A 21,016-nucleotide genomic window follows, 5' to 3' on the forward strand; every position below is an offset into this window, starting at 1 on the left:
GAAGTCTTCTGTAGGGCGTTAACTGTAACTAGTTCTACTTAAATTTAGTTCTGTTGAGTGAATTAGAGTTGGCTGAAGGCCGCAGAGCGATCGCTCAATATTAAAAACTTAAGACAATAACCTCAGGTTTTAAAACAGTTGAAATACTGGTATTAAATAATATAAATTTCCGGAATCTAGTTTTTTACTTAAGTAATTACGGAATAATATTTACGTATTTATAGCTAGTTTAAAGGTTTTACAAAAGTAATATTTTTAACTTAATAAGGACATTGCTGGCTTTTTCAGAATATAAGTTCGAAGAAAATACCCGATAATTTTTATCGGGTATGTTTGACTAGTGTTTTTACCCGTGTTACTATCAACGGCAGTTGACGGACAAACAGGGAAAGCTAGTTATATGACGCAGGCAACATCTACACCCACCCAAACAACCAATGCCACCCTTTCAGCTTTGAAGTGTAAGGAATGTGGCGCAGAATATGAACTGAAAGCGATTCACGTGTGTGAGTATTGCTTTGGGCCGTTGGAAGTGAAGTATGACTACAATGCCTTGCGTCTCTCTGTTACCCGCGAAAAAATTCAAGCAGGCCCCAACTCAATTTGGCGTTATCGCCCCTTTCTGCCCGTCACAACTGACAATGTAATTGATGTGGGAACAGGTATGACTCCCCTGGTGCGTTCCCATCGTCTCGCCCGTCGCCTGGGTCTAAACAAGCTTTACATCAAAAACGATGCGGTGAATATGCCCACCCTCAGCTTTAAGGATCGGGTGGTGTCCGTCGCCCTGTCTCGTGCTAGAGAGTTGGGATTCACTACAGTTTCTTGCGCTAGCACGGGTAACTTAGCAAATTCTACAGCTGCGATCGCAGCTCATGCCGGTTTAGATTGCTGCGTGTTCATCCCCGCAGACTTAGAAGCTGGGAAAATTCTGGGTAGCTTAATCTACAGTCCTACCCTCATGGCTGTGAAAGGTAACTACGACCAAGTAAATCGCCTCTGCTCGGAAGTAGCTAATACACATGGTTGGGGCTTTGTCAATATTAACTTGCGCCCTTACTATTCTGAAGGTTCCAAAACTTTGGGCTTTGAAGTTGCCGAACAACTAGGCTGGGAACTACCTGATCATGTTGTTGCGCCTTTGGCTTCTGGTTCATTGTTCACCAAAATCTATAAAGGCTTCCAAGAGTTTGTGGAAGTTGGTTTAGTAGAAGGTAAGAAAGTCCGCTTTAGTGGCGCACAGGCGGAAGGTTGTTCACCCATTGCCCAAGCCTTTAAAGAAGACAGAGACTTTATTAAACCCGTGAAACCGAATACAATTGCTAAATCAATTGCGATCGGTAATCCAGCAGACGGTGTTTATGCTGTTGATATCGCCAAGAAAACTGGCGGTAATATTGAATCAGTGAATGATGCAGAAATTATCGAAGGCATCAAGCTACTGGCAGAAACCGAAGGCATATTTACAGAAACAGCTGGTGGTACAACTGTGGCTGTGCTGAAAAAATTGGTAGAAGCTGGCAAAATTGATCCAGACGAAACCACCGTAGTTTACATCACTGGCAATGGTTTGAAAACCCAAGAAGCCGTACAAGGCTACGTTGGCGAACCTTTGACAATTGATGCAAAACTCGATAGTTTTGAGCGTGCTTTAGAGCGTTCTCGTACCCTCGACCGCTTAGAATGGCAACAAGTCCTCGTTTAGTAATTAGTCAGTGGTCATTAGCAACTAACAACTGACCACTGTCAACCGTCAACTGACCAATAATTAATTAACTATGGCTGTAAAAGTTTTAGTCCCCACCGCTCTGCAAAATTTCACAAATAATCAAGCTGCTTTAGAATCTAGTGGTAGCAGTATTGCAGAACTCCTAGATTCTTTAGAAAAAAGCTTTCCCGGTATTAAAGCGCGGTTGTGCGATGACAATGGACAGCCACGACGCTTTTTGAATTTATATGTCAACAGCGAAGATATCCGCTTTTTGGATGGGACAGCTACACCTTTGAAAGATGGTGATGAAGTCAGTATCGTCCCTGCTGTAGCGGGTGGTTGATTTAGGAAAATATTTTAGCTAGAAATTTTGCAGAAAATTTATCTGCTGTCAGCATGAGTAGTCACTTTTACTCATGCTTTTTATATATAGAATCAGGAACTTCCAACTAAAAAAAACATCCAAAATGTAGGGTACGTCAGTATGAATAATTTCTGAGTATCTTGAGGTTTTATCCCACTGACACACCCTACTGAACTATTAATTTCCGATAGTTTATTTTTTGGTATTCCCTAAGCAATTCCTCATTAAATCTGTGCTTTATCTAGATGAAAACTGCTATAACTAACTATTCTCATCCAAAATTTTTAGTGATCTAATTTTATACAAATGATTAATAGTAACTTAGAACAGTTTGCCAGTGACAATTACGCTGGTATTTGTCCAGAAGCAATGGACTACATGATTAAAGCTAATCAAGGTAGTGCGCCAGCTTATGGAAATGATGAATGGACGCAAAAAGCAACTGACTATTTTCGAGAACTTTTTGAAATTGATTGCGAGGTATTTTTTACTTTTAACGGTACAGCCGCAAATTCATTATCCTTGGCTGCACTTTGTCAGTCATATCACAGCGTGATTTGTCATGAAACAGCACATATAGAAACAGATGAATGTGGCGCACCAGAGTTTGCTTCTAATGGTTCTAAGCTGTTACTCGCTAAAGGCGAAAATGGTAAGTTAACACCACAGGAGATAGAGTCTGTAATCACGAAACGGGCTGATATTCATTATCCTAAACCAAAAGTTATTAGTATTACTCAAGCTACAGAATTAGGAACTTTGTATTCTATAGAAGAACTTTTAGATATTAAAAAAGTTGCCCACAAGTATCAATTAAAAATTCATATGGACGGCGCGCGCTTTGCCAATGCAGTCGCAGCTATGAATCAAAGTCCGGCAGAGATGAGTTGGAAAAGTGGCGTAGATGTATTGTGTTTTTGTGGGACAAAAAATGGTATGGCATTAGGGGAAGCAATTATATTTTTTAACCGAGCCTTGGCAGAAGACTTTGATTATCGTTGTAAACAAGCAGGACAATTAGCATCAAAAATGCGGTTTATTTCTGCGCCGTGGTTAGGTTTGTTAGAAACCGACGCGTGGTTAAAAAATGCTCAACACGCGAATCAATGTGCAGCTTATTTAGAGAATGAATTGTTAAAGATAGAAGGTGTGGAAATTATGTTTCCCCGTGAAGCGAATGCAGTTTTTGTCAAACTACCAGAGCAAGTTATTAATGCCTTAAAAGCAAAAAATTGGCTATTTTATACTTTCATAGGGGTGGGTGGTGTACGCTTTATGTGTTCTTGGAATACCACCAAAGGCAGAATTGATGAATTGGTTGGAGATATTAAAACAGGATTGGGCTAAATTGTGGCGACTAGTAGCAGTTAATTGATCAATGAAAATAAGTAATACAAATACATAAGATTTTTCGACTACTGTGTATTGATTATTCTCTATTTATCTCATGACTAAATAACTAATAACTATTGACTGGCTATCCTATGTCAAAATGAAGGTAATTTATTACCTAAAGGTAAGCGATCGCTCTACAAGCTAGACAAAGGATAACCTGAGCAATGGCAGATCCAACCAATCAAAATCAACCGGGAGACGCAGTTCCCAGCACTGTTGACCAGAAAGCCCCCACTGTCGCTGAAGAAAACGCCCCCAGCACTAGCGAACCAGTAGCGACAAACCTTCCTACTGCCAACACGCCAGACCCCCAAGCAGCGAACCCGAAGACTAACCCCAATGCTGCTACACCAACTGCTGCACCGCCCAAGGAAGAAAAACCAGCCGCAGCCGCTAAAGCTGCGAAGAAAGAGAAAGCCCCATCTGTAGAAGACAAGCCATTTGTAGAGTTCATGGAGCAAGACTACTTGCCGGCTTTGCAAAAGGCAATTACTGCGGAAGGAGTGAAAGATTTACAGCTTTCTTTTGCCAAGCAAAAGCTACCCATTGCTGGTTTGTCATCGGCGGAAGAATACTGGCAAGTAATTGGTAGTTGGCAAAACGGTCAGCGCCAGTTTAATGTGTATTTCCCTGATGAAGATATCCAGGGCAAAAAAGGTTTTTCTTGCAATGAAGGCAGAAGACCAAGCACCCTAGAGTCATTTTTAATCGATGAGCGCAAAATTACACTGGATATGTTGGTATCTCGTCTGGTGTATCGCTTAAACGGTCAGAAGTGGCTGGGGAGAAACTAGTTTTTTTAGATTCCCGACTTCTTGAAGAAGTTGGGAATCTGAGTCCTAGTTAAGTTCATAAAAGTGATAGGTGACGGCTCCAGTAATGGGGTCGTTGTCTATTTTGACGTAACCTGATTTCAGCATTTCCTTGAGTGTGGCTTCTACTTCTGTAAAGCTGGCTCCCGTGGCTTTGACTCCTTGAGTAACAGTTAAACTACCGCCTTTGGTTTCTGCGGCTTCAATGAGTTTGACTATCAGTTGGTCTTTGGTTAAACGCTGGGTTTGGGATGTAGTGATTGGCTGATTTAGGGGTACACCTAAGGGAGACACACCAGCTTTCAGCCTCAGTTGCTGTTCATATTCATCAACCATACCAGGCATAAGAAACAAATCCACAAACTGCCCGATGCCAAATACGCCCCCTGTGCATAGCCACAACAAACCAGTGCCAATTTTGCCGTTGTAGAGCCGATGTAGTCCTCCTAAACCAAGAAACCAGGCCGCACTCAAAATGTAAGAGACAAGCACACGGTCTTTCTGCTGATGATTAACAGTCATGTTGTGGTTAACCCCTTGGATTTACGCTTGTTTTCTGGGATGGTGTTCCGTTGCTGTTTTGTTTGAGAGCTGCATATCAGCTACGCTGGGAAAAATGCGATCGCCTGATGCACAGAAATATTTGATAATTCTACTAACTCAATTGTAGTTAAGTACCCCCACTCGCGTTTGTTACCTCCTCTGGCAAAGGCTCAAAGCGAATGCTAAGAGTGGCTATTTGCCCGATACGTTAACCACTAATTTCCCCAAATCGATTCCGCAAATGTTGAACTATTGTTGCAACTCTTAACGTTTTGCCTACCAGTTTACCTCTGCACCTTGGTAGACTGAATTTTATACAAACTAATTATTGTCGGCTGTTGCGCTTTGTGAGAGCCTAAACTTGGTTCTTCGGGTGTACTCAAGATAATCAAGACAAAAGAGCAATTAGGACATGGTAGATTCCCTAAAAAAACCAGGCTTTGAAGAAATCCGTCCGGGCGTTAAAGTCCCGGCAAAAGAAACTCTGTTAACACCCCGGTTTTATACCACTGATTTTGATGAGATGGCACGGATGGACATCTCCGTCAATGAAGACGAGTTACTAGCCATTCTGGAAGAATTCCGGACTGACTATAACCGCCATCACTTTGTTCGGGATGCCGAGTTTGAAAAATCCTGGGATCACATTGACGGGGATACTCGCCGCTTGTTCGTAGAATTTCTCGAACGGTCTTGTACAGCAGAATTCTCCGGCTTTTTGCTTTACAAAGAACTCGGTCGCCGTTTGAAAGACAAAAGCCCAGTTTTGGCAGAGTGCTTTAACCTCATGTCACGGGATGAAGCGCGTCATGCAGGCTTTTTGAACAAAGCGATGTCAGACTTTAACCTGTCTCTTGACTTAGGGTTTTTAACTAAGAGCCGTAACTATACCTTCTTTAAGCCAAAATTCATTTTCTACGCTACCTACCTTTCCGAAAAGATTGGTTACTGGCGCTATATCACCATTTATCGTCACTTGGAAGCACATCCAGAAGACAGAATTTATCCAATTTTCCGGTTCTTTGAGAACTGGTGTCAGGATGAAAACCGTCACGGAGATTTCTTTGATGCCATCATGAAGTCTCAGCCACAAATGTTGAACGACTGGAAGGCGAAACTGTGGAGCCGTTTCTTCCTGTTGTCGGTGTTTGCAACGATGTATCTCAATGATATTCAACGTAAAGACTTCTACGCTTCCATCGGTTTAGATGCACGGGATTACGACATCTATGTGATTAAGAAGACCAACGAAACCGCAGGTAGAGTCTTCCCAGTAATTCTGGATGTGGATAGCCCAGAATTTTACGAACGCTTGGATATATGTGTTGAGAATAGCGAAAAATTGAGTGCGATCGCTAGCTCTAATACTCCTAAGTTCCTGCAATTCTTCCAGAAATTACCAGTATTAGCCTCTACTGGCTGGCAATTATTACGCCTGTACTTAATGAAACCAATTGATGCTGTTTCTGCCCAAGGCGCAGCGCGTTAAGTTGTAACATTTTTTTCAATGCTCAAGTGGTTCTGTTTTACACAGAGCCACTTTTTTTATTGCGCTCCTCTGCGGGACGCTTTGCGTTAAGCGGAGTTATGCCGAAGGCTTTATGTGTGTTAGTGGTCAGTGGTCAGTAGTCAGTGGTCAGTGGTCAGTTGTTATTTGTTAAAAGGATTTGGTCTGCGACGGGAAGAAGCAGGGAGAAAGGCTTGCTCCCCCTGCTCCCCCTGCTCCCTGCTCCCTTCCCCCCTGCCTCTTCCAATCAATATCACCCTCAAGGGTACTGTCAGTATATGGGGATCAGCCGTTAGGTTAGTTATGTAGTTTCCCAGTAAACAATTGTATGACAGACCTAATAGACCCATCTCAAATTATTGTTAGACCAAGACCAACTTTACTTTCAACTTTTGAACTGTTGGTGAAACCAATTGCTCCTGTTGGTTCTGGCCCTGGTGTCGTGGCGCGTACAGTTATCCAAGGTTACTTTTTAACCATTGCCAACACCAGTAACTCAGATATCAAAGTACGGTTACAATTTACTGCCACAACCCCAGAATTAGATTTAACTAATACTGTTACTATCACCGATGTTCAAGGTGTTAACGACTTTTCTGACCTCACCCCCATTGTTGGTGATCCCAAAAGATTTATCTTTAATTTAGGTATTGGTGCTAACGACACGGCTTTATTTACCCTATTGCCTGATGTCAGCAAACCAGAGGTAATCAAAGCTAACTCTCTGGAAGTCCGGGGCTATGTAGAAATCGCCTTAACATCTCCATCTAGTTCTGTGAGGTTGCTGCTGACACCAGAACATCGCGGTACTTTTGTACCACAAAACTTTGATACTGTTCGCGCTGCTGATTTTGACCAACTAGTGTATGCTTTGCCTACATCCACTGGACAAAGTGAGTTTACGCTGACAGGCCCAGCCAAACCCAACAAGGAACTCAAATTAGAAATTAAAGAGATTGAGAAATTAGTTGAGAACAAACTGGCAGAAATATTACCAGTAACACCCCAAACACAAATACCAAATGACCTACAGCGAGTTATCGGTCTGATGGCTCAACGTCTGGATGAGTTAGAACAGCGCACTGCTAGTAATGGTAGTGGACGCGCTTTTATCCAGGTCGAAGAACGCCCTAGCGTTGGTCAGCACGTAGTTAATCAATAGGGGTAGTATTCATGATAGTAATTGTCGCCAGTCGTCACGATAAAGCCGCCGAGGCACTGGCTACTCGTTGGATGGCTTATGATTCCCAACTGTTAACAGTTGAAGATTTGTCGGTAGCGGGATGGCGACATTACTTAGATTCTCCCCTTAATTCTACGGCTGTAATTGGTGGGCAGGCGATCGCAGTTGCCAAAATTACTGGTGTTCTCATCCGCCTACCTTACCTTCCTGAACAGGAATTACTGCACATTGCCCCAGAAGACCGCACCTATGTGGCAACAGAAATGAATGCTTTCCTCGTTTCCTGGTTATCTGGGTTACCATGTCCCGTTTTAAATCGACCAACACCAACATATTTACTGGGGCCTAATTGGCGACCACAGCAATGGGTTTATGCAGCCGCTCAAATTGGTATACCTGTGCGTCCGGTCAGACGACAAGTGGCATTATCTACACCTAACCAAGCTCAGGTTTTAGAAAAACCACCTGTAACTGTGACCGTTGTGGGTCATCGTTGTATTGGTCAGGTAGATGATAACCTGGTGACTTATGCCAAACGCCTCGCTTGTGCGGCGAAGGTTGATTTGTTGACAGTGCAGTTTAGCAGCAGTGAAGCTAACGCAGAGTTTTTAAATGCTGAGTTGTGGGCTGATATTTCTCATCCAGAAATAGCTGATGCTATTTTGGCACATTTGAGTGGAGGGGATGGCAAATGTTGATTTTGTTGTGGGGACTTCCTGAGGATTCACCTTTAGCCGCCGTTTACTCAGAATTGATAAGTCTAGGCATTCCCACTGTACTGCTGAACCAACAAGATATTTTAGCAACAGAAATTGAATTACTTGTGGGGGAATCAGTGCAAGGTGTGCTTCGGACTCCACAGCAAACAATTGACCTGAGTACAGTCACGGCTGCTTACATTCGCCCCTACGACTCGCGTCGCCTACCCCAAATAGAACAAGCTGGTATAAATAGTTTAGCTTGGCAGCAGGCGATCGCGATCGATGATACTTTATTATGTTGGTCGGAAATTACCCCAGCCTTGGTAATTAACCGTCCCGCCGCAATGGCTCCTAATGGTTCCAAACCCTACCAACTAGAGCAGATTCGTCAGCTAGGCTTCCAAATTCCGGCAACATTAGTCACTACAGACCCCAATGCTGTGCAAGCTTTTTGGCAACAACACGGCAATATTATTTACAAGTCCATCAGTGGGATTCGCAGCAAAGTCTCCCGCCTCAATCCAGCACACCTAGAACGCCTTGCCAATGTATCCTGGTGTCCGACTCAGTTCCAGCAGTATATCCCTGGTAGAGATTATCGAGTTCATGTAGTGGGTACAGAAGTTTTTGCTAGTGAGGTGATTTCCCCAGCCGATGATTACCGTTATGCGTCCCCAGATGAAGAGTCTACGGTTATCCGCGCTTGTGAAATTCCCCAAGAGGTAGAAGCGAAATGTCAGGCCTTGGCTCAAGCCATCAACTTACCCCTCTGCGGTATAGATTTACGCCAAACGCCGGACGGTGAATGGTACTGCTTTGAAGTTAATCCTTCCCCTGGGTTTACCTACTATGAATATGCTACCAGTCAACCGATTAGTAGAGCGATCGCTCATTTACTCGCAGCATGTAAAAAAGATACGGCAATTACTGAAAAGCACGGGATAAAATTACCAAAAATCAGCGTCAGCAACACTTGAAAAAATTTATACCCTTATACCCCTACACCCTTGTCTAAACCCTTGATATTTCGTTTTCATGCGTAAGTCCTACCATTACTAATTGGGAGATAAGATCATAAAATGCTACCTAAACTGTTTCACCCTGGCTTTAGGTAAGTTAAAAATTCCATTTGATGCCCTAAGTCCTGGTGTGAATGTTGACATTTAAACTTTATTCTGTACTGTAGAGACGTTGCGTGCAATTTCTCTACTTATTTATTTGGCTTCATGCTTTCTTTACAGAAATCAGCAAAAAAATCGCTTTTCTTCACCTGAAAAACAAAGTAGCTGCTTATTAGAAGGATTAAACTGAGTCTGGATAAAATTTAACCAAACCACATTGATAAATTCTATGTACAAATAATATTACCTAACTTGTGAAATATTCATTCTTCTCCGTGTAACCTTCATTAGCTAAGGAGAAAAATCACAGATTGCTCTGACTGATGCCTATGGGAAAGTCCCTGGCTTTGGAAAAAAAGTCGGATAAGAATTTCGTAATCCATAAACAGGATACTATGAAGAGTTTATATTTGTATACTGTTTTTTATATTAAGGATGGTAGACTTACTGAGGTACAACTCTTTTAGATAAATTGATTGTGGTTTTCCATTACATAGGAAATAATTCTTATCACTCTGTAAGTGCGAAGGATTGATCAGTACTGAAATTTCGTAATCTACTCATGCTCAAATACTGAGAAAATATTATGAGAGACCACTTGCATAATGAAAAAGGCAAGTTTTACTGGAAAATCCTCCTGAAATTGATGATATATGGTACTTGTTCAACAGTACTATTCACGGCTAGTATCGTAATTGTTAAATCCCTGTTTTTCTACTTTAATTCTATTACCAAGTCTAGTTATCCTACTTCAGTTCCTTGGATAGATAGCCAGTATGAATGTGAGTATACAGGCAGGACTTGGAATGAAAATCAGTGTTGGGATAAAGAACAAAGTCCTTGGTTTTGAATACCTTGCTTCCATAGTTAGCTAGATTGTCGCCAATGTATTGGTATTTCCACATTATCAGGTAGGCGAGTCGTGCGATCGCCTATAGCAATACTAACTTGTTGAGGTTTTAAATTTTTGACTCCTGTGAGAATTGCTCCGGCTAATTTAACATCGCAAAAGTTAGTATCAGATAGGTTAGCCCCTACGAGATTGCACTGAGAAAGATTAGCTTGATAGAGGCTGGCTCTTTGTAAATTTGCTCCCATCAAATTGGCTTTACACAAATCTGCTTCCGTCAAACTGGCCCCAGTGAAGTCAGCAAATAACATCTCTGCTTGTTGTAACTTAGCTGCATTTAAATTCGCTTCAGCAAGATTAGCACCGTTGAGATTAGCACCCTGTAAATTTGCGCCAATGAGACCACAAAGAGATAGATTAGCTTTACCAAGTTTTGCTCCTTGTAGGTTAGCTAAGAACAGCTTTGCACCGCAAAGATTAGCCAATTTCAATATTGCGTGTTGTAAATTGACTTTATAAAGATTAGCACCTGGCAAATTAGCTGCACGCAGACTTGCACCCATAAGATTAGCACCGCGCAAATTTGCACCACCAAGTTCCGCACGATTCAAATTTGCGCCTTGTATATTTGCTCCTTGCAAATTTGCTTTCAAGAAATTAGCCTCAAACAAAATAGAACCAGTCAATTCTGCACCCTCAAGATTTGCTCCACTAAAATCACAACCCCGCAAATCTGCGCCGCGAAAATCACAACCCCGCAAATCCGCTCGTTGTAAATTTGCTCCCAATAGTTCTACTCGCCTGAGATTAATATTACGCAAATCAAGTCGCTTATCTCCCTCCTCTTGTAAATAATTACGTCTACCGACAACCGTCAAAGCTACTTGAATATCCCTACGGATTTTTGGTGATTCTTCATGAACATTTAAGCGCAACTGTGGCGTTCGACGCTCACCTTGCTTATACCGACCCAGAGAAGTTGGTTGTGATTCATCTTCCTTTTGCTCTTGTTCGTCTCGAACAGAAGCATTCTCTCGAATAAAAGCTGTGAGAATTTCGATAACTGTCCAGTGTTCTTGGGGAAAATCTTGGGCGACTTTTTCTAACACATAAATTGCCCCTGTGCGGGTTTCAATTTTGTCATGCCCCAGTTGGGTAACAGCAGTCATCAGACGTTCTGAAATTAATCTATCTTCAGAGAGTTTGGCATTTTGAATGCTGATTTCTAAGTTTTTTTCGGCAGCAGAAGCACTTTTACTAATGACATCTACGCGCTTGGCTGCATAATAAGCATTAATCATTACACCCAAGCCCAAGAAAATGATGGCAGCAATTGTTAGTGCTTGATTTCTAGATTGTAATTTTTGCTGTATGGTCAACCCTTGAGGATTGGAAGATGCAAATAAAATCACAGCTATAGTAACGGCAAATATAACGGTTATGCCAATCAACCAACGCCATAATTTGTCTGTCTTATTAGCAGGCATAATCGTATCATTCCTTACCACACACAATTAATCCTCATGTGTTTTCTAGAAAATAATACACCATTTAAATCTAAATTTAAATATGGTACTGAGTGCATTAATTGATGCTTTGATAATTAGAGAAATAAGTAATTTAACAATTATTTAAGAATTTGGAACTTACCATCCCATTGAGAATGTCAAATCTGATTCATTCTGAATATATGGATTCTGGATAGAGAATGTTTACAGAATTATTATCTATTAGAAGTATCGGCCGTAGTAAATTTTGCTTCTCGTAGATTTGCTCCTTTCAATATTGCCTCATGTAAAATTACTTCCTGCAAATTAGCTAAATATAAATTTGCTCCTGTCAAATTTGCCCCCGTGAGATTTGCTCCAACTAGGTTTGCAGCACTGAGGATAGAGCCAGATAAATTTGCCCCAGCTAAATTAGCGCCAGAAAGGTTCGCGGCGGTCAAAATTGCCCCACAGAGATTGGCTTGTAATAAATTTGCCCCGGTGAGATTAACACGATAGAGATTCGCGTTTTCTAGATTGGCTTTGCTGAGATTCGCTCCCTGTATATCGATATGGCTCAAATCTAATTGTTGATTTTCTGGGTCTTGCTTTGTATCCCTATGAGCAATCACAGTTAAAGCAGCTTGAATTTCCGCACCAATTGATGATGTTAACTGTGCGGACGAAATATTATTAACACAATGGCGGATAAAATCACTGAGAACTTCCATGATTAGCCAGTGCTGTTTTGGATAATCATGGGCTATTTGCTTCAACTCATAAATGGCTTTGAGCCTGGTTTCTATTGTTTGATGGTGGTGCAAGTCTCCTATAGCTACTTGTAAGCGTTGGGTGATGCTATTTCGCCCACCGCAGGGGGTCTTTTTTTGACCAGAGAAAACTATCTTATCAATGAGATTCTCTATTAAATTGTTGTGTTGTATTTTTCCTGCAACTGTACGATAAACATTAAAAATCATAGTTAACATAATTAAAGATAATATTTAATATCCATCATGAACGGCGTAAACCAGGACAGATGAAAAAACCTGTCTTTATTTCCCTCAGTTCCCGGCAGGATGATTACCCGTAGCTTGCTTAGCCTTATGCCCAGCTTTATGGCAAACTATTCCTTGCCTTTTTTAAGTTATAAACTACCTGTTATTTTGCATATATTTTTTAATTTTTAATATTTGTAAATATAATCATAATTGTGGAAAATACAGAACAAAGTTTACTCCTTCTGGCAGAAGATATGAATTACAAAACCATCTATTGCTATAAATTAAATATGTACTAATATGTTTTTTTACATTAATAAATGCTGCAAAATTTACAGCCACTTACACGTAATTTAGTCCTGATTGGTGGAGGTCATACTCACGCTATTGTACTCAGAATGTTTGGCATGAAACCTCTATCTGGAGTACATTTAACTTTAATCACCCCGTCCGTTGAAACACCATACTCTGGAATGTTACCAGGACATATTGCCGGTGTTTACAACCGTGATGAATGCCATATTAACTTGCAAAGATTAGCTAACTTTGCTCAAGCGCAATTGTACATTGATACAGTAGTTGACCTGGATTTAAAAAACCATAAAGTGATTTGTGCTAGCCATCAGGCGGTAGATTTCGACTTGCTGTCTATCGATATTGGCAGCACCCCAGCCACAATGTCTGTATCCGGTGCAGCAGAATATGCAGTGCCGGCTAAACCAGTGTCGCAATTACTAGAACATTGGTATCAGATGCTAGATAGTGTAGTTCAAAAGCCGCAAATCAACAGGAGTATTGCGATCGCTGGCGGTGGTGCAGGTGGTGTAGAATTGGCATTATCAATGCAGGCGCATCTGCATCACATCTTCAAGCAAGCCCGACAACCCCTGAGTAATCTGGAAATTCATTTATTTCATCGCCAAGCCGAACTGATGTCCCATCATCACCCATCAGTGCAACATCAAGTCAAAGAAATTCTCACCAGACGTGGTGTCAAGCTTCACTTAAAGGAAACAGTTTCTCACATTGCACCCTCTACCGACAGCCAAGACGAAGAACTATTAGAAATTCAATGTGAATCTGGTATCAAAGTAAATTGCCATAAAATTTTTTGGGTAACCCAAGCCTCAGCACTCCAGTGCTTAAAAGCCACGGGATTAGCTACTGATGAGAGGGGCTTTATTTTAGTTGAAGACACATTACAATCGCCCACACACCCGGAGGTATTTGCAGCTGGTGACATCGCCACAATGATTCATCATCCCCGACCGAAAGCAGGGGTATTTGCTGTACGCCAAGGTAAACCCTTATTCGACAACCTCAGGCGGAAATTAACGGGACAACCACTCAAACCCTACAAACCACAGCAACAATATTTAAGTTTAATTGGTACAGGTGACAAACGAGCGATCGCTACCAAAGGTTGTATCACTTTACCACCTCATCAATTATGCTGGCAGTGGAAGGACTGGCTTGACCGTCGCTTTATGCAGCAATTCCAATGAGAAAATTCCACAACTGACGCACCAAGGTTTGGAGAAGGGTATAGGGGTGCAGGGGTGTAGGGGAGCCAGTTGCGTGGGCGGGTTTCCCGACTTGAGCAAACTGGCGTGTATAAATGTTTGAAACCCTTACACCCGGTCTCAACAGAAAATCTAAGTGCGTAACTCCTATATATAAGACAAGGTTTAAAATGGCTGATATGAGAGCCAAAATTGAAAATCAAGTCCTATTTCTGCATCATGAAGACTTACCAGAGTTTAAAAAAGGTGGTTCTGTAGTTAGAAACTCATATTTTTGGGCGCTACGTTCAATTGCTGGTAGAGCCTCCCGTTATCGTGACTGGGAATATGAGCCAGAAGTGTGGCTAGCGCTGGCGCGAATGCTGTTGTCTTTCTCCGAGTCGGGATATTTGGGTTATCGAGAAACTATATTAGAGTTTCCTTTATCACAAGGGGAAATTCCTGATTTATTGCGAGATGTTGCTACCTGGGAATAAGGAGAACAGTGTAAATATAGAGGTTTGCAGTTGAGTCCAATACAGACCTAATCCCCAACCCCTACAAGGGAAGGGGCGTAAGCCTGAAAGCCTCTCACCTTGCTGGAAAGAGGTTAAATGCTCGAACTTAAACCCAAGCGAAAAGTAAACCCAGGACTATAAATCCGATTCACTCGCTCATATTGTTCACCTAGTAAATTTTCTAAGTAAACTGTCAGTCCTAAAGTACGAGTTAAGGGGATGCGACCACTCAAATCTAAATTGACAAAGGATGAGACGAAATCTGTAGTTGTCTCACCTGGTCGGTTGAAAAAGGCTCTACGAGCGCCACTATTGTAGGTAACATACAAATTAGCCTGCCATCCTGAGTTTTGATAACCTACACCAGTTTGCAATACAGAATAGGGAATCATCCCCAACTGTAAACCTCTTTCTGAACCTGTCTTAATTTGGGCATCTGTATAAGTGTAGTTGAGAAAAGTTGACCAGTTATTAGCAACTTTTAATTGCAGTGCGGCTTCTAAACCATTGGTATCTACTAAACCAATATTTGCCCATCTTCCAGCCACAATTCCTAAACGATTATTCAGACTGCTGCCAAAATAGGTAAACTGTCCTGTTAAATTCTCTGCTAGCTTGACATCTACCCCCGCAGTCCAAGAGGAACCTGTTTCCGGCTCTAAATCTGGATTTGGTTCCCAACCATGAACTGTATCATAAACGTACAACTGGTCTAAACCTGGGTTGCGCTGTCCGCCAGCCCAACTACCACGCATAGCAATTAATGGTGTAATGTCGTAACGTAACCCCACACTAGGGTTAAGATAATTGCCAAACTGACCATCAAAACTTTGTCTCAGTCCTAAATCTAACTGAAAACTATTACTCAGATTCCATGTATTGACAGCAAATAAAGCTGTATTTAATACGTTTCTATTTTCAGATTCGTTAAAAGCCGTCCGATTCGGACTAGAACTTAAAACATCGCCACTTAAATCAGTATTTTTTAAATCTAGTCCCCAACGCAATTTATTATTTGGGGAAATTTTCCAATCATGATCAATTCTACCAGTGAATTGTTGTGTATCTAAAACACCAGTGCGATAAAATTCTCTACCTGCAAAGACTGTAGGGCCATAGGTGCTGAAATAATTTTGGTTATAACCAAATGTAGTTGTCAGGTTGGAGTTATCGCCATTCCCAAGGCGAGTTTTCCAAGATAAACCAATATTTAAACCATCATGATCTAGTCTATCTCTTTGTAGGGGAAATCCGAAATAAACTAAGCCTCTACGACTACTGAGTTTAGTGATATCTAAACTTAAAGAGTTTCTTTGATCTAAATCTAAGCCAATACTACCAAAGTAGGTGCTAGTAGAGGTATCTGCATTCGATAAAAACCCTTGGGAGTCACGATTGGCTGCACCCGCAGGCACACGATAACGGTTATCAACAAAATATCTCTCAAAGCTAAAATTATAATTTGCCGCACCAACTGAACCACTATAACTAAACTGTTGATTATTGAGATTGAGTGAGCCAAATTCTAAACTACTTGTGAATTTAGGTTGTGCAAAACCTTTTTTGGTGATGATATTCACCACTCCCCCAAAAGCGGAAGAACCATATAAAGCAGAGGTCACGCCACTAGATAATTCCACACGTTCGATGGATTCTACAGGAATGCTATTGAGGTCAGTTGCACCATGATATGTGTTGACATCATTGTTAATTGGTCTGCCATTAATGAGGAATACAGACTGATTAATTGAGGCTCCCCGATAATAAGTACCTGTGTGAATATCTGCACCATGACCAACATCATTAATAGCAAAACCAGGCATTCTTTTTAATACATCAGCGACACTGGTAGCGCCTTGTTTTTGAATTTCTTCTTGGTCAATAACGTAAGTGGGAGTAGATACTGGCAGAGTTTCTGGTTCGGCGATCGCTTCTATGGTAATGTCTGCATCATCACTAGAGGTTTCTGCAATTTCCGGCTGTTCCTTAGATTCACCCTCTGAATTTAATTCTCCTGGTGTCGATTGAGTTAATAATTCAGCACTGGTTGTGGGTAACTCAATTTCACTCAAATATGGAATATCAGAATTATCTACTGTTTGAGTAATTTCCGTATCACTACCCAAAGCCGGAAATGCTAAAAATAAACTAGGAAAAGCAACAGACAGCCAAAAAAAGCACTTTTTCACTTTGTCTCACACCAAGTAATAACAATCACTAAGTATTGATACTTTTTTTCTGAAATTGTGTCAAAAGACACGCTGTCGTATTTCCCTAGTTTATGACGCAAAGCTTGACGGTATAATGCGCGTCTGAATTGGATAATTACTAAGAAGGGCTGTTAACAGTTAACAGTTAACAGCCCTCAAGACGGATTGTGCAACTTAAAAGCAGAATAGCTTATGTGCAGCGCAATAAATTTGTACTTATAGTCCTAGCCAGGAGAAGAAATTTTGCCACCAAGGAAGAGTTAGATTACTCACTGTCAATTTCATTTTTTGACGGATGTCTTTAATATTCCAGTTAGTTAACCTAGCTAGAGTTTGGGCTTCTTGTTCAAAACGTCTTGACAAAGAGCGTTTATATTCTCTACCTGCCGGACACGTTGCTTCTCCTGTAAATGGATGTTGCAATACATATCTTCCTTGAAAAGATTCACGGTTAGATGTTTCTTGAAACATCAAATCTTCTGGAAACTTGTCACGGGTGTAGCGGACGTGTAGGCGAGAGATAAAGACGTTGCTCGCAGGAAATCGACGAAAGCTAGGAGAAACTGGACTATAAGCATCTCTATCTAACCAAAACACACCGGCCTGTTTTAGTTCATCGGGAGTTAAAGGATCACCAGAACAGGGATCACAACTACCCATGTCCCAGGCATATTCTAAGAAAGCGACTTTCTTATTTTCTTTGGTGTATGACGTTTGGAAAGTGGACTTGTAAAAGTCACCAAATTCTGATTTCACAAATAAGGGGATGTTGACATCTGAGGGGATTTTCACTGTCCGGTAGTTGGTGATTTCCGCCTGACCTTTAGGTGAGAGGACATAGACAATTAAATCTTGCTCTGTAGTGGCGTTAATCATACCTAAGCGGATAGGTAGCATGAATTTAGAGGACTTGTAAGCAATTTGCAATGGGCGGAGAAATTGATAACCAGATTGCTCAAATCTATCTAAGTTGACCTTGGCAACAAAGAACTTCATGGAGGAGCGAATATAAGGCTTAAGTAACTGTTTTGCACCTCTAGGAATTTTGTAACCATTGCGGTTGAGCCAAGTTTCCAAGCCACCAGATTCTTTGGCGCTTAAAACCACAATGTCGTACTCTCCAACATTAAAGCGTGCCTCCACTGTGACACCCAAATTGCGATCGCCTCTTGCTCTTGCAGCCCCAGATTCATTAACGGCGGCGCTGGGTGCTGGTAGTGCTTCTAGTGCCATATCTCCAACAGCACAAGGATTGGAGTCGAAATATTCCACCAAACGCGGCGCACTAAAAGCATCCAACCGCTCAATAATTTTGGGTTCAGCCACACGCACCTGCTCTTTTTTTATGACCGTCGGTACAGGTACAACCATCGCAAAATCTTTAACTTCGCCCTGGTAATCGTTAGCCATAGTCAACACAGTGCGATCGCCATCCCGTGCCAACACCACCTGAGACGCTTTGTTATACAATTTGGCATCAGCCTTAGCCACATAAAATCCACAAAATGCCCAAGCCGCAGGTGCAAAGCACAGCAGGGAAACTATTACCAACAACAATGGAACAAGTAATTTAAATCGCTTCATATTATTTTGGAATCTTGAATTGATAACTCTCCCAACCAAGAAAATCTTGGTGCTGACCACAGAAAATCTACCAAGATGGTCAAGGGGGCAAAGGCGAACAATACCCAAAAAACTGCGGTGGGAACAAAGAAATAGTTCCGCAAAATAAAAGTGAAAATGGCAATGCTAAATGCCCAAACAATCCGCCCAATTCTGGCATTAGGAATTGAGCGGGGGTCTGTGATCATAAATAAGGCAAACAGCAACAAAGACCCACTCATCAATCGATGCCAATAAACATCCCAAGTCCAGCCCAACCAGAGATTTCGCATGGCTTCTAGCAACGAATAGCTTCCTAAAAAAGCGGCCGTTGTATCCCAGCGTCCGATACGCTGTAAAATCATGCCGCCAGCACCAGCGAATAACAGTCCATACCACCACTCTTCACCCCACTGACCAGGAGAAACCCAAGCATCAGGAGTTAAAGCTAAGGCAGAGATGATGCCAAAATTAGCCGGGTTGAAGAAATGTTTATTGTTGACTTGAAAGACAAATTTACTAGCGATCGCACTAGCTGCGGCTAAGGCCATTGTTGTCCAATGGTCAGCACGCAACAATAAGCTTAGTCCCAAGGAGGTAATCAAGGCGCTGCGGAGATTTAGCTCAGGGATTGGGGAATGGTGAGTGGAGATGGGATAAATTTCCTCTCCCTTGCTCCCAGCCCCCAGCCCCCAGCCTTGTTTCACCTGCGACAATAGCCATTGTGTTAATAGACAGGTGGCGATCGCTACTCCTATTAATTCCGGTCGCAATGTCCAGTCCCTTGTACTAATCCCCAGTATGAGAAACAAGCTCAGAAAAATAATTTGATAATCCCGTATATCTTTGAGCAACATTAACCCTTTATTCAGGGATATCCCCTAGATTTTCCATTAATCTAAGCGAGTACAACCGGAAATCATATTGTCGTTACAAATTTTGTTACAAGTAAAGCTTTGTTTGGGGAGTGATGAATGAGGAGCCATTATTTCTTAATTTTGAATTTTGTTGGCGCAGCCTTCCCGCAGGGTATTTTGAATTTTGAATTGCAATAACTCACCCATTAGGTAGAGAACTAGAATGGAGAGTCGCTTCGTTAGTCAGAGGATATTTAATTTCAGGCTTTTTACAATCAGACCAGGTTAACCAGCAGTAAAATGTTTGAGGCAGGAAGTCAAGGAAAGATGCGATTTAATACTTAAACAGTGCATTGAGGTAAACCATCAGGAGTGTGACACCATGCTATTTAAAGACCGGACAGTAGCAGGTCAAGTTTTGGCTAAAAAGTTAGCAGATTATGCTAATCGCTCCAATGTGTTGGTTTTAGCCTTACCTAGAGGTGGTGTACCTGTTGGTTTTGAAGTGGCTAGGGCTTTAAATGCTCCCTTGGATGTGCTGGTAGTGCGTAAACTTGGTGTACCAGACAATGAAGAATTAGCAATGGGGGCAATCGCTTCTGGTGGTGTACGGATACTAAATCAAAGTATTGTCAACGACATTCAAATCTCCGATGAAGTAATTGCCAGAGTTGCAGTCCAAGAAGAAAGGGAACTCGAAAGAAGGGAAAGTATGTATCGAGGCGATCGCCCTTTTCCCAATTTAAAAGGACAAACCGTGATTTTAGTAGATGATGGTTTGGCTACTGGTGCAACTATGTGGGCTGCTATAATTGCTGTCCGACAACAACAACCCAAGGAAATCGTGATTGCTGTGCCGGTTGCTGCACCGGAAACCTGCGAGGAGATACAACGCAAGGTAGAAAAAATTGTCTGCGCTAATACACCTAGTCCATTTTATAGCGTAGGTATGTGGTATGAGAAGTTTCCACAAACTACGGATGATGAAGTTAGAGAGTTATTGAACAAAGCTAACAATAACCATGAGCCATTATTGTCTGGGAATTAGAAACGCTGTTTCTTGATAATCACCATGAATAATGAATTAAAGCAAACTGCATCCCAACTGCTAGCAGCCATGCTATCCAATCCCCACGTTTACACCCGAATTAGTGAAGAGGGTGGCTACGGACAGATGGAACAGGAATTAATTCTAACGGCTGTAGAGATGGCTGAAAGTTTAATTCAGCACATTGAAAATGCTCACCCTCCAACTGAACCTGAACTACAGCGAATAAATTGATAACTATAATTTCCTTGAAAATGTTGATTGATTCCCTATCCACCAAAGGATAGGGTTTTTAATATTAACTTTTTCAAATTAATATTGTAATTTTACGAAAGTCATAATGTTTTAGTGAAGGCTTCATAAAATAAGTGCAGATATACAATTATTTGTAAGATAAGTAGAGCAATAGTGCCATCTGTTATCTAGTAAATGTTGCTTTCCGTCCCTCCATACAAACTACATGAAAGCTTCATATTTAAGTATGTCTATCTACTTAATGACCAATACTTACAATAATCATTTTTGTAAAATATAAATACTGATTTATCAGTGTTCATACGTTAAATAAATCTTTTGTTAAATATTTCGTTGAGAATTAAATAAA

General features: G+C 41.4%; 19 protein-coding genes. 13 read left to right on the top strand and 6 right to left on the bottom strand.

Annotation, left to right across the window (positions count from 1 at the left end; translation table 11 throughout):
- Positions 1-400: 400 nt before the first annotated feature.
- The 4 genes from thrC (at position 401) to H6G14_RS18700 (ending at position 4,264) form a co-directional block, all read left to right on the top strand.
- Positions 401-1,705, top strand: a complete 1,305-nt coding sequence (gene thrC, locus H6G14_RS18685) for a threonine synthase (protein ID WP_190568847.1) — start codon at positions 401-403, stop codon at positions 1,703-1,705.
- 73 nt (positions 1,706-1,778) lie between these two features.
- Positions 1,779-2,054, top strand: coding sequence for a MoaD/ThiS family protein (locus tag H6G14_RS18690; protein ID WP_010997445.1), 276 nt, complete (start codon positions 1,779-1,781; stop codon positions 2,052-2,054).
- A 330-nt stretch (positions 2,055-2,384) separates the two neighbouring features.
- A complete protein-coding gene (locus tag H6G14_RS18695; RefSeq protein ID WP_190568848.1) occupies positions 2,385-3,422 on the top strand; it encodes an aminotransferase class V-fold PLP-dependent enzyme in 1,038 nt (345 codons plus the stop codon).
- Positions 3,423-3,634: 212 nt separating this feature from the next.
- On the top strand, positions 3,635-4,264 hold the full coding sequence (locus tag H6G14_RS18700) for a DUF2996 domain-containing protein (protein ID WP_190568828.1): 630 nt from the start codon (positions 3,635-3,637) through the stop codon (positions 4,262-4,264).
- 45 nt (positions 4,265-4,309) lie between these two features.
- On the opposite strand, the gene H6G14_RS18705 is transcribed toward H6G14_RS18700, so the two are convergent.
- Positions 4,310-4,804 carry an NINE protein gene (locus H6G14_RS18705; protein ID WP_190568829.1) on the bottom strand — a complete coding sequence of 165 codons (495 nt, stop codon included), beginning with the start codon at positions 4,802-4,804 and terminating at the stop codon, positions 4,310-4,312.
- 433 nt (positions 4,805-5,237) lie between these two features.
- Between H6G14_RS18705 and acsF the strand changes: the two genes are divergently transcribed.
- The 5 genes from acsF (at position 5,238) to H6G14_RS18730 (ending at position 10,187) form a co-directional block, all read left to right on the top strand.
- Positions 5,238-6,314 carry a magnesium-protoporphyrin IX monomethyl ester (oxidative) cyclase gene (gene acsF, locus H6G14_RS18710; RefSeq protein WP_011321608.1) on the top strand — a complete coding sequence of 359 codons (1,077 nt, stop codon included), beginning with the start codon at positions 5,238-5,240 and terminating at the stop codon, positions 6,312-6,314.
- 346 nt (positions 6,315-6,660) lie between these two features.
- The gene (locus tag H6G14_RS18715; RefSeq protein WP_190568830.1) at positions 6,661-7,494 is read left to right on the top strand and encodes a hypothetical protein; all 834 of its coding nucleotides are present in this window, start codon (positions 6,661-6,663) and stop codon (positions 7,492-7,494) included.
- 11 nt (positions 7,495-7,505) lie between these two features.
- The gene (locus tag H6G14_RS18720) at positions 7,506-8,213 is read left to right on the top strand and encodes a hypothetical protein (RefSeq protein ID WP_190568831.1); all 708 of its coding nucleotides are present in this window, start codon (positions 7,506-7,508) and stop codon (positions 8,211-8,213) included.
- Positions 8,207-9,193 (top strand): ATP-grasp domain-containing protein, encoded by a 987-nt coding sequence (locus H6G14_RS18725; RefSeq protein ID WP_190568832.1) that lies wholly within the window; start codon positions 8,207-8,209, stop codon positions 9,191-9,193. Before H6G14_RS18720 ends, H6G14_RS18725 begins: the two co-directional genes overlap by 7 nt.
- Before the next feature lie 730 nt (positions 9,194-9,923).
- On the top strand, positions 9,924-10,187 hold the full coding sequence (locus H6G14_RS18730; protein ID WP_041456516.1) for a hypothetical protein: 264 nt from the start codon (positions 9,924-9,926) through the stop codon (positions 10,185-10,187).
- Positions 10,188-10,204: 17 nt separating this feature from the next.
- Here H6G14_RS18730 and H6G14_RS18735 read toward each other — a convergent pair whose 3' ends face one another.
- Entirely contained in the window at positions 10,205-11,674 is a 1,470-nt protein-coding gene (locus tag H6G14_RS18735) for a pentapeptide repeat-containing protein (RefSeq protein WP_190568833.1), read from the bottom strand.
- 236 nt (positions 11,675-11,910) lie between these two features.
- Complete coding sequence (locus H6G14_RS18740; protein WP_190568834.1) at positions 11,911-12,663, bottom strand: pentapeptide repeat-containing protein; 753 nt, start codon at positions 12,661-12,663, stop codon at positions 11,911-11,913.
- Between the two features lie 332 nt (positions 12,664-12,995).
- Between H6G14_RS18740 and H6G14_RS18745 the strand changes: the two genes are divergently transcribed.
- Complete coding sequence (locus H6G14_RS18745) at positions 12,996-14,180, top strand: FAD-dependent oxidoreductase (protein WP_190568835.1); 1,185 nt, start codon at positions 12,996-12,998, stop codon at positions 14,178-14,180.
- Positions 14,181-14,377: 197 nt separating this feature from the next.
- Positions 14,378-14,674, top strand: a complete 297-nt coding sequence (locus H6G14_RS18750) for a hypothetical protein (RefSeq protein ID WP_010997459.1) — start codon at positions 14,378-14,380, stop codon at positions 14,672-14,674.
- Between the two features lie 113 nt (positions 14,675-14,787).
- Here H6G14_RS18750 and H6G14_RS18755 read toward each other — a convergent pair whose 3' ends face one another.
- From H6G14_RS18755 to H6G14_RS18765, 3 genes are all read right to left on the bottom strand, one after another.
- Positions 14,788-16,884, bottom strand: a complete 2,097-nt coding sequence (locus tag H6G14_RS18755; protein WP_190568836.1) for a TonB-dependent receptor domain-containing protein — start codon at positions 16,882-16,884, stop codon at positions 14,788-14,790.
- Positions 16,885-17,121: 237 nt separating this feature from the next.
- Complete coding sequence (locus H6G14_RS18760; protein WP_190568837.1) at positions 17,122-18,489, bottom strand: DUF2330 domain-containing protein; 1,368 nt, start codon at positions 18,487-18,489, stop codon at positions 17,122-17,124.
- Positions 18,486-19,364 (bottom strand): Na+-translocating NADH-quinone reductase subunit B, encoded by an 879-nt coding sequence (locus H6G14_RS18765; protein WP_190568838.1) that lies wholly within the window; start codon positions 19,362-19,364, stop codon positions 18,486-18,488. The genes H6G14_RS18760 and H6G14_RS18765 overlap by 4 nt, the downstream gene beginning before the upstream one ends.
- A gap of 382 nt (positions 19,365-19,746) precedes the next feature.
- Here H6G14_RS18765 and H6G14_RS18770 point away from each other — a divergent pair, with 382 nt between their 5' ends.
- Positions 19,747-20,412 carry a phosphoribosyltransferase gene (locus H6G14_RS18770; protein WP_190568839.1) on the top strand — a complete coding sequence of 222 codons (666 nt, stop codon included), beginning with the start codon at positions 19,747-19,749 and terminating at the stop codon, positions 20,410-20,412.
- A gap of 24 nt (positions 20,413-20,436) precedes the next feature.
- Positions 20,437-20,646 (top strand): hypothetical protein, encoded by a 210-nt coding sequence (locus H6G14_RS18775; RefSeq protein ID WP_190568840.1) that lies wholly within the window; start codon positions 20,437-20,439, stop codon positions 20,644-20,646.
- Positions 20,647-21,016 lie beyond the last annotated feature (370 nt).

It is taken from the genome of Nostoc parmelioides FACHB-3921 (assembly GCF_014696625.1).
GTDB classification, from domain to species: Bacteria; Cyanobacteriota; Cyanobacteriia; order Cyanobacteriales; family Nostocaceae; genus Trichormus; species Trichormus parmelioides.

Bases quoted from the DNA above. Each gene is read 5' to 3' on its own strand.
- H6G14_RS18775 (WP_190568840.1), top strand. From the start codon at position 20,437: ATGAATAATGAATTAAAGCAAACTGCATCCCAACTGCTAGCAGCCATG.
- H6G14_RS18725 (WP_190568832.1), top strand. From the start codon at position 8,207: ATGTTGATTTTGTTGTGGGGACTTCCTGAGGATTCACCTTTAGCCGCC.
- H6G14_RS18765 (WP_190568838.1), bottom strand. From the start codon at position 19,364: ATGTTGCTCAAAGATATACGGGATTATCAAATTATTTTTCTGAGCTTG.
- H6G14_RS18730 (WP_041456516.1), top strand. From the start codon at position 9,924: ATGAGAGACCACTTGCATAATGAAAAAGGCAAGTTTTACTGGAAAATC.
- H6G14_RS18740 (WP_190568834.1), bottom strand. From the start codon at position 12,663: ATGTTAACTATGATTTTTAATGTTTATCGTACAGTTGCAGGAAAAATA.
- thrC (WP_190568847.1), top strand. From the start codon at position 401: ATGACGCAGGCAACATCTACACCCACCCAAACAACCAATGCCACCCTT.
- H6G14_RS18720 (WP_190568831.1), top strand. From the start codon at position 7,506: ATGATAGTAATTGTCGCCAGTCGTCACGATAAAGCCGCCGAGGCACTG.
- H6G14_RS18750 (WP_010997459.1), top strand. From the start codon at position 14,378: ATGAGAGCCAAAATTGAAAATCAAGTCCTATTTCTGCATCATGAAGAC.
- H6G14_RS18735 (WP_190568833.1), bottom strand. From the start codon at position 11,674: ATGCCTGCTAATAAGACAGACAAATTATGGCGTTGGTTGATTGGCATA.
- H6G14_RS18690 (WP_010997445.1), top strand. From the start codon at position 1,779: ATGGCTGTAAAAGTTTTAGTCCCCACCGCTCTGCAAAATTTCACAAAT.
- H6G14_RS18745 (WP_190568835.1), top strand. From the start codon at position 12,996: ATGCTGCAAAATTTACAGCCACTTACACGTAATTTAGTCCTGATTGGT.
- H6G14_RS18715 (WP_190568830.1), top strand. From the start codon at position 6,661: ATGACAGACCTAATAGACCCATCTCAAATTATTGTTAGACCAAGACCA.
- H6G14_RS18760 (WP_190568837.1), bottom strand. From the start codon at position 18,489: ATGAAGCGATTTAAATTACTTGTTCCATTGTTGTTGGTAATAGTTTCC.
- acsF (WP_011321608.1), top strand. From the start codon at position 5,238: ATGGTAGATTCCCTAAAAAAACCAGGCTTTGAAGAAATCCGTCCGGGC.
- H6G14_RS18700 (WP_190568828.1), top strand. From the start codon at position 3,635: ATGGCAGATCCAACCAATCAAAATCAACCGGGAGACGCAGTTCCCAGC.
- H6G14_RS18770 (WP_190568839.1), top strand. From the start codon at position 19,747: ATGCTATTTAAAGACCGGACAGTAGCAGGTCAAGTTTTGGCTAAAAAG.
- H6G14_RS18705 (WP_190568829.1), bottom strand. From the start codon at position 4,804: ATGACTGTTAATCATCAGCAGAAAGACCGTGTGCTTGTCTCTTACATT.